Here is a 7,314-nt window from a genome sequence, read left to right on the forward strand (position 1 = left end):
CGGGTCAGGGGTCGCAGTGGGTGGGGATGGGGCGGGGGTTGTATGGGGCGTTTCCGGTGTTCGCGGAGGCTTTTGATGAGGTGTGCGGGGCGTTGGACGGGGCGCTCGGGGGGTGTGCGGGTGGTGGTGTGAGGGAGGTGGTGTTCGGGTCGGATGAGGGGGTTTTGGGTCGGACGGTGTTCGCTCAGGCGGGGTTGTTCGCTCTTGGGGTGGGGTTGTTTCGGTGGGTGGGGTCGTTGGGGGTGCGGCCGTCGGTGGTGGTGGGGCATTCGGTGGGGGAGCTCGCGGCGGCGTATGTGGCGGGTGTGTGGTCGTTGGGTGATGCGGTGGCGGTGGTGGCGGCGCGGGGGAGGTTGATGGAGGCGTTGCCGGCGGGGGGCGCGATGGTGGCCGTCGAGGCGGGTGAGGATCGGGTGGCGGATGTGCTGTTCGGGGTCGGGGGGGTGTCGGTCGCTGCGGTGAACGGGCCGGAGTCGGTGGTGGTGTCGGGGGATGAGGATGCGGTGGTGGGGGTGGTCGACCGGTTGTCGGGTCAGGGGGTGCGTGCGCGTCGGTTGCGGGTGTCGCATGCGTTTCATTCGGCGCGGATGGAGCCGATGCTGGGGGAGTTCGGGCGGGTTCTCTCGGGGGTGTCCTACGGGCGGCCCCGGATCCCCGTAGTTTCGGGCGTCACGGGCCGGGTGGCCGACCCGGGGATGCTCGGCGACCCGGGGTACTGGATCGAACAGGCACGGTCGACGGTCCGGTTCGCCGACGGTGTCGCCGCCGCTCGCGAGGCGGGCGCGGACATGTTCCTGGAGCTGGGCCCCGGGGGCACGCTGACCGCGATGGCCGAGGAGGTCATCGCGGCGGCCTCCGCGGAATCCGGCACCCCCGGAGCGCCCGCGGATGCCGTGTGCGCATCCGTGCTGCGCCGCGACCGCGACGATGTCACGTCGGCGCTGACCGCTCTGGCCCGGGTGCATGTGCGGGGGACGGACATCTCGTGGGCGGAGGTGATCCCGCGCGGTGGCGCCCGGCGCGTGGATCTGCCGACCTACGCCTTCCAGCACCGGCGCTACTGGCTCGACCTTCCAAAGTCCGGGTCGGGTGAGTCGGCGGCACCCGTCGATCCGGACACCGAGTCCCTCCTCGGCGCGGACACCGCTGCGGCCCCCGCCCCGGAGCCGATGCGCCGGTGGGCGGAAGCGGGCGCGGCGGACCGCGAGAGGGAACTCCTGGACCTCGTTCGCGAGCAGGCGGCTCACGTTCTGGGGCACTCCAGGGGTGGCGCGGTCGCCGCCGACCTGTCGTTCAAGGAAGCCGGGTTCGACTCGCTCACAGCGGTCGAGTTGCGCAACCGGCTGCGCTCCGCCGTCGGAATCCCGCTGCCCGCGACCCTGCTGTTCGACCACCCCACGCCCGCCGACGTCGCGCGGGCACTCGGCGAGCGGATCTCGTCGGAGCCGGCCGACATCGTCGATCCCGTCCTCGTGGAGCTGGACCGGCTCGAAGCCGCGATGCGCGGCCCCGGTGCCGATGGGCGGGCCCGGAGCACGGTCACCCTGCGGCTGCGCGCCCTGCTCTCCCGGTGGGAGGCCGATGACGATCGGGGTGATGCCGGCGGGGAGGCGGCCGACGTCGTCGGCAGGATCCAGGAGGCGTCGGCGTCGGAGGTGTTCTCCTTCATCGACGAGCACCTCGGTCGCTCGACCCCGTGAGGGCGCCACACGGTGCGTCGGCAGGGGGTCATCCGCGGTCCCCCTGGCCGATGCGGTGGTGCCACCAGGGCTCCGCCGGCCATGAGGATCCCGAGCGCGCCCGCGGGTCCGGGAGGGTGCGCCGCAGGAACGCGGTGTCCAGAGGGGCGGCGAGACGCCGGAGTTCGGCGCGGGGCCGCACGGGCAGTCTGACCATCACGGCTTCCAGCACGTCACGTGCGTGGGTGACGTCGTCCATGGCGCAGATCCGGCACTGGCAGGGGGCCGGCCGGGGGTACAGGGGGCGTCCGCCGGGCGCGGAGAGGAACTCCCGGTAACGGCGCAACGCGAGTTCCGCGCACCCGGGGAAGACGGGGAAGCCGCCGGGGAGGGCCTCCACGGTGTGCACGGCGCGACAGGTCCGCAGGGAGAGCCCGTCGATGGGCTTGGGCGGTGTGTCCGCGGAGATCCGGGGCAGTGGTCGTCGGGCGCGCAGCGCGCCGGGCCGGTTACGCGGCATGGGCCTTTCGGCGTCGTTTCATGGCCGCCATCATGCCACCCCCGTCCCATTGCGGGAAGACACGCCGCCCGGCCCGTGACCGGACCGGGCGCCCGGATCGAAGCGGGGCGGTTCCAATGGGTCCATGATGGCCGCCCGGTGGATATCGCATGGAAATACCACTCTGTTCGGCCGGAGTGTGATCCGTATGCTGGTCATCGGTGGGGCGTATGCGCATTCCGCGGTGAAAACCGAAGCGTACGACAGGAGGTGAAGGTGCTACTCGAAAGAGGCGGGCACTTGGCATCGCTGGAACACCTGCTGGCCGATTGCTTTTCCGGAAAGGGGCGGGTCGCTCTCCTCGAAGCACCCGTGGGGTGCGGGCGCTCCGCGCTGCTGGGCGCCTTCGCCGAGCGCGCGGCCCGGGCCGGCGCCACGGTCCTGACCGCGAGCTGTTCTTCCATGGAACGCCGCCTTCCGCTGGGGGTCGTCGGCCAACTGCTCCACGACCAGGACCTCTCCGGCGAATCGCGCGATCGTGCGGCCCGGCTGCTCCAGGACGGCGCGGCCCTGTCCGCCCCGGATCCCGGCGTCCGCCCCGGCCCCGATCGGGCCGGACCGGAAACCGCCCGGGTCTATCACGGTATCCTCCGCGTGTTCTCGGAGTTCCGCGGAAAGAATCCGCTCGTCCTCGCCATCGACGACATCCACAATTCCGACGACCCGTCATTGTCCTTCCTTCTCTATTTCGTCCGGCGGATGCGATCCGCGCGCGCCATGGTCGTCTGCACCGACCTCATCCGCACGTCGCCCGGAATGGCACCGATCCACGCCGAGTTCCGTCATCCGCCCTATGGACGGCACCTCCGCCTGTCGCCTTTGTCCGACGATTCCGCCAGGGAGCTGGCCGTCGATCGGCTCGGCGTCCACACGGCGGCGCACCACACCGACGCCCTCATCGCCGCCGGCGGAGGCAACCCCCGTCTCCTGCGGGCGCTGCTCGACGACCTCGCCGCCACCGGCGCCCCGGCCGGCGACCACTACCGCCGCGCCGTCCTGCGCTGCCTGCACCGCGGTGGGCCGCTCATGACCGACCTCGCCCGTGCCGTCGCGGTACTGGGCCCGGCCCCCACGGAACCCGATCCCGGGGCGCTCGTCGATGCCGACCCCGCGCTGTCGGCCGCCACCCTCCAGGCCATGACCGCCGCCGGACTCCTCGGCGACCGCGGCTTCCGGCACCGCGAGGCACGGTCCGCGGTCCTCGCCGACCTGCCGTCCGACACCCGCGCGCGCCTCCACCACCGCGCCGCACTCCGGTTGAACGCCCAGGGCGCCGCCCCCGCCGACATCGCCCGGCATCTGATCGAGGCCGGGCCCGACCCCGGCCCGTGGGCTCTCGACGCCCTTTGCGAAACCGCCGAACACGCGCTGGCGGGCGGCGATCCGGCACACGCCGTCGCCTGCCTGGAGACCGCGCACCGGGCCTGCGCGGGACGGCCCGGACACATCGGTGTCACCGCCCGCCTCGCCCGCGCCCAGTGGCACACCGATCCCTCCGCTGCGGCCCGCCACCTGCCGGCCCTCGCCGGCGCCGCGCGCGCCGGCCGCCTCGATCCGCACGACGGCACCGAACTGGTGCGCCAGCTCCTCTGGCAGGGCCGCGGCGCCGAAGCCGCCGAAGGGCTCGACCTGCTCCGCGCCTCCGCCGCGGGCCGCGACCACCGAACGGCGATCGAGCTGCACGCCCTCGACTCCTGGCTCTCCGTCGGCCACCCGCCACTCGCCCGCGCGACCCGGTGGCCGCGAACCGCCATCGGACCGCGCCCCCAGCGGCCCCCGGGCGCCGACACTTGGCTGCTATCGGCCGGCCGGATCGCCGGCCTGCTGCGGCGCGACCACCCGCACGACGCCGCCCGGTGGGCGCGGACGGTCCTCGCCGAAATGGGCCACGGACGCGTGACCGCGTGGTCCGTCGAATCCGCCCTGCTGGCCGTGGCCGCGCTGCTGAGCACCGATTCCACCCGCGCCGTCGTGGCCGCCTGCGAGCGGATCCGGTCGTCCGGCGCACCCCGGCCGCCCGATGGAACCGGCCCGCCGCGGTTCCCCGTCCTCGACGCCGTCCTGCACGCCGCGTGTGCCGAGGCCGCGCTGCGCGAGGGAGACCTCGGATCGGCCGCCCGCGACGCCCGCGCGGCACTGGACCGGCTGCCGCCGCGGGGCTGGGGGATCGCCGCGGGCCTCCCGATCGGTACCCTCGTCCTCGCCCTGACCCGCATGGGCGACCATTCCGGCGCCGCCGCTCTCGTGGCCCGCCCCGTCCCCGACGACATGTTCCACAGCCGCCACGGCGTGCACTACCTGTACGCGCGGGGCCACCACCACTTGGGGGCCGACCGCCCGAACGCCGCGCTCGCCGATTTCCTGTCCTGCGGCGAGCTCGTGCGCCGCTGGGGCGTCGACCTCCCCGGGCTCGTGCCGTGGCGCGCGGCGGCGGCCGAATCGTGGCAGCGGCTCGGAAACCAGCACCAGGCCCGGCGGCTCGCGCACGAACAGCTCACCCGGCTGGGCCCGGGCGCCTCGCGGGCGCGCGGCCTCTCGCTGCGCGTGCTGGCGGCGGGGAGCCCCATGGAGCGCCGCCCGCAGCTCCTCGCCGAGGCCGTCGACGTCTTCGAGGAATGCGGCGACCGGCTGGAGCTGGCCCGCGCCATCGCCGACCTCAGCCGCGCGCACCACGCGCTCGGCCAGCGCAAGCGCGCCCGGATGATGGTGCGCCGGGCGTGGCAGCTCGCCCGGATGTGCGAGGCGTCGCCCCTGTGCCTCGGTACCTTCCCCGATCCCGACTCCGTCAGCGTCACCGTCCCCACCCCCGCGGGATCGGCCGGGATCTCCTCGCTCACCGGTTCCGAGCGGCGCGTGGCGGCGCTCGCCGTCGTCGGCTACACCAACCGCGAGATCGCCGCGAAGCTCTTCATCACGCCCAGCACGGTGGAGCAGCACCTCACGAGGGTCTACCGCAAGCTCGATGTCCAGCACCGCCGGGACCTCCCCACGGAACTGCACGCCGACCTGATGCCCTCGGCGTGAGCGATTCCCTCCGCGACCGGCCCTGAACCGGTCCGGGTCCCGCGGGTACCCCCACGAGAAGAGGCCGACCTCCATGACCGACGAAGCCAAGCTCGTCGACTACCTGAAATGGGTCACCGCCGAACTGCACCGCACGCGCGAGCAGGTGAGCCGGCTGGAGTCCCGGGCACAGGAGCCGATCGCGATCGTGTCCATGGGCTGCCGGTTCCCTGGCGGGGCGGACTCTCCCGAGGACCTGTGGCGGCTGGTCGCCGACGGCGTCGACGCGATCTCGGGGTTCCCGGTCGACCGCGGCTGGGACCTCGACGCCCTCTACGACCCCGATCCCGGGCACACGGGCACCTCCTATGCCCGCGAAGGCGGGTTCCTGCACGACGCCGCGGCGTTCGACGCCGGCTTCTTCGGGATCTCCCCGCGCGAGGCGATCACCATCGATCCGCAGCAGCGGCTGTTGCTGGAGGTGTCCTGGGAGACCGTGGAGCGGGCGGGGATCGATCCGTCGTTGCTGAAGGGCCGCGACATCGGGGTCTTCACCGGCGTGGTCTACCAGAACTACGCGTTCCGGCAGCGTGTGCCCGAGGAGTTCGAGGGGTTCCTGTCCGTGGGCAGCGCGGGCAGTGTCGCCTCGGGGCGGGTGGCGTACGCGCTGGGGCTGGAGGGTCCGGCGATCACGGTGGACACCGCGTGTTCGTCGTCGCTGGTGGCGATCCACCTGGCGGCTCAGGCGCTGCGGCGGGGCGAGTGCTCCATGGCGCTGGCCGGCGGCGCCACGATCATGCCCTTGCCCGGGGTCTTCGTGGAGTTCTCGCGGCAGGGTGCGTTGTCGCCCGATGGCCGGTGCAAGGCGTTTTCGGCGTCGGCCGATGGCACGGGGTGGGGTGAGGGTGTCGGTTTGGTGTTGTTGGAGCGGGTGTCGGATGCGCGGCGGAACGGTCACCCGGTCTTGGCGGTGGTGCGGGGGTCGGCGGTCAACCAGGACGGTGCCTCCAACGGGCTGACCGCGCCGAACGGGCCGTCGCAGGAGCGGGTGATCCGCGCGGCCTTGGCCGACGCCGGGCTCACGGAGGGCGACGTCGATCTCGTCGAGGCGCACGGCACCGGCACCCGGCTGGGCGACCCGATCGAGGCGCAGGCGCTACTGGCGACGTATGGGCGCGGGCGCCCTGCCGACCGTCCCCTGTGGCTGGGGTCGCTGAAGTCCAACGTCGGACACGCGCAAGGGGCCGCGGGTGTGGGCGGGGTCATCAAGGCCGTCATGGCGATGCGCCATGGGCTCCTGCCGCGCACGCTGCACGTCGACGCGCCGTCTTCGGAGGTGGACTGGTCGGCGGGGGCGGTGGAGCTGCTGGCCGAGTCGCGGGAATGGCCCGACACCGGCCGGCCCCGCCGCGCCGCCGTCTCCGCTTTCGGGATGAGCGGCACCAACGCCCACCTCGTCCTCGAGGCGGAAGCAGGGGAACCCGCCCCCGTCCCGCCGCCCGCCCCCGGCACCCTCCGCCCGGTCCCGTGGGTCGTGTCGGCCCACGGCTCCGCGGCGCGTCGCGAACAGGCCCACCGCCTGACCCGGTTCCTGGCGGAACGGCCGCGGCTCGACGACACCGATGCCGCGTTGTCGTTGGTGGTGTCGCGTGCGGTGTTGCGGGATCGGGCGGTGGTGGTGGCGGGTGATCGGGGTGAGGCGGTGGCGGGGTTGCGTGCCGTCGCCGATGGCGTGTCGGCGCCGGGTGTGGTGTCGGGGGTGGCGGATGTTTCTGGTCGGTTGGTGTTCGTTTTTCCGGGTCAGGGTGCGCAGTGGGTGGGGATGGGTGCGGAGTTGTGGGGGGCTTCGGGGGTGTTCAGGGGTGTGGTGGAGCGGTGTGCGGGTGTGATCGATCCGTTGGTGGGTTGGTCGTTGGTGGATGTGGTGCGGGGTGTGGGGGGTGCGCCGGGGTTGGATCGGGTGGATGTGGTGCAGCCGGTGTCGTTCGCGGTGATGGTGGCGTTGGCCGAGGTGTGGCGTGGGGTGGGGGTGGTTCCTGATGGGGTGGTGGGTCATTCGCAGGGGGAGATCGC

Annotated in this window: 4 protein-coding genes; 3 read left to right on the forward strand and 1 reads right to left on the reverse strand. The window is 73.4% G+C overall.

Going from position 1 to position 7,314, the window contains the following annotated elements; all coding sequences use genetic code 11:
- Nucleotides 1-1,700: acyltransferase domain-containing protein (locus tag ACFO4E_RS29805; protein ID WP_378580616.1), on the forward strand; the 1,700-nt coding region annotated here is incomplete at its 5' end.
- A 28-nt stretch (nucleotides 1,701-1,728) separates the two neighbouring features.
- On the opposite strand, the gene ACFO4E_RS29810 is transcribed toward ACFO4E_RS29805, so the two are convergent.
- Nucleotides 1,729-2,199 (reverse strand): hypothetical protein, encoded by a 471-nt coding sequence (locus ACFO4E_RS29810; RefSeq protein ID WP_378580617.1) that lies wholly within the window; start codon nucleotides 2,197-2,199, stop codon nucleotides 1,729-1,731.
- A gap of 255 nt (nucleotides 2,200-2,454) precedes the next feature.
- On the opposite strand from ACFO4E_RS29810, the gene ACFO4E_RS29815 reads away from it, so the two are divergent.
- Nucleotides 2,455-5,262 (forward strand): helix-turn-helix transcriptional regulator, encoded by a 2,808-nt coding sequence (locus ACFO4E_RS29815; RefSeq protein WP_378580618.1) that lies wholly within the window; start codon nucleotides 2,455-2,457, stop codon nucleotides 5,260-5,262.
- Between the two features lie 73 nt (nucleotides 5,263-5,335).
- Nucleotides 5,336-7,314 (forward strand): type I polyketide synthase (locus tag ACFO4E_RS29820; protein ID WP_378580619.1); only part of this gene is annotated, 1,979 nt, incomplete at its 3' end.

Source organism: Nocardiopsis mangrovi, from assembly GCF_042653925.1.
GTDB classification, from domain to species: Bacteria; Actinomycetota; Actinomycetes; order Streptosporangiales; family Streptosporangiaceae; genus Nocardiopsis_B; species Nocardiopsis_B mangrovi.

Excerpts from the sequence above, each read along its gene's own strand:
- ACFO4E_RS29810 (WP_378580617.1), bottom strand. The coding sequence starts at position 2,199 with ATGCCGCGTAACCGGCCCGGCGCGCTGCGCGCCCGACGACCACTGCCC.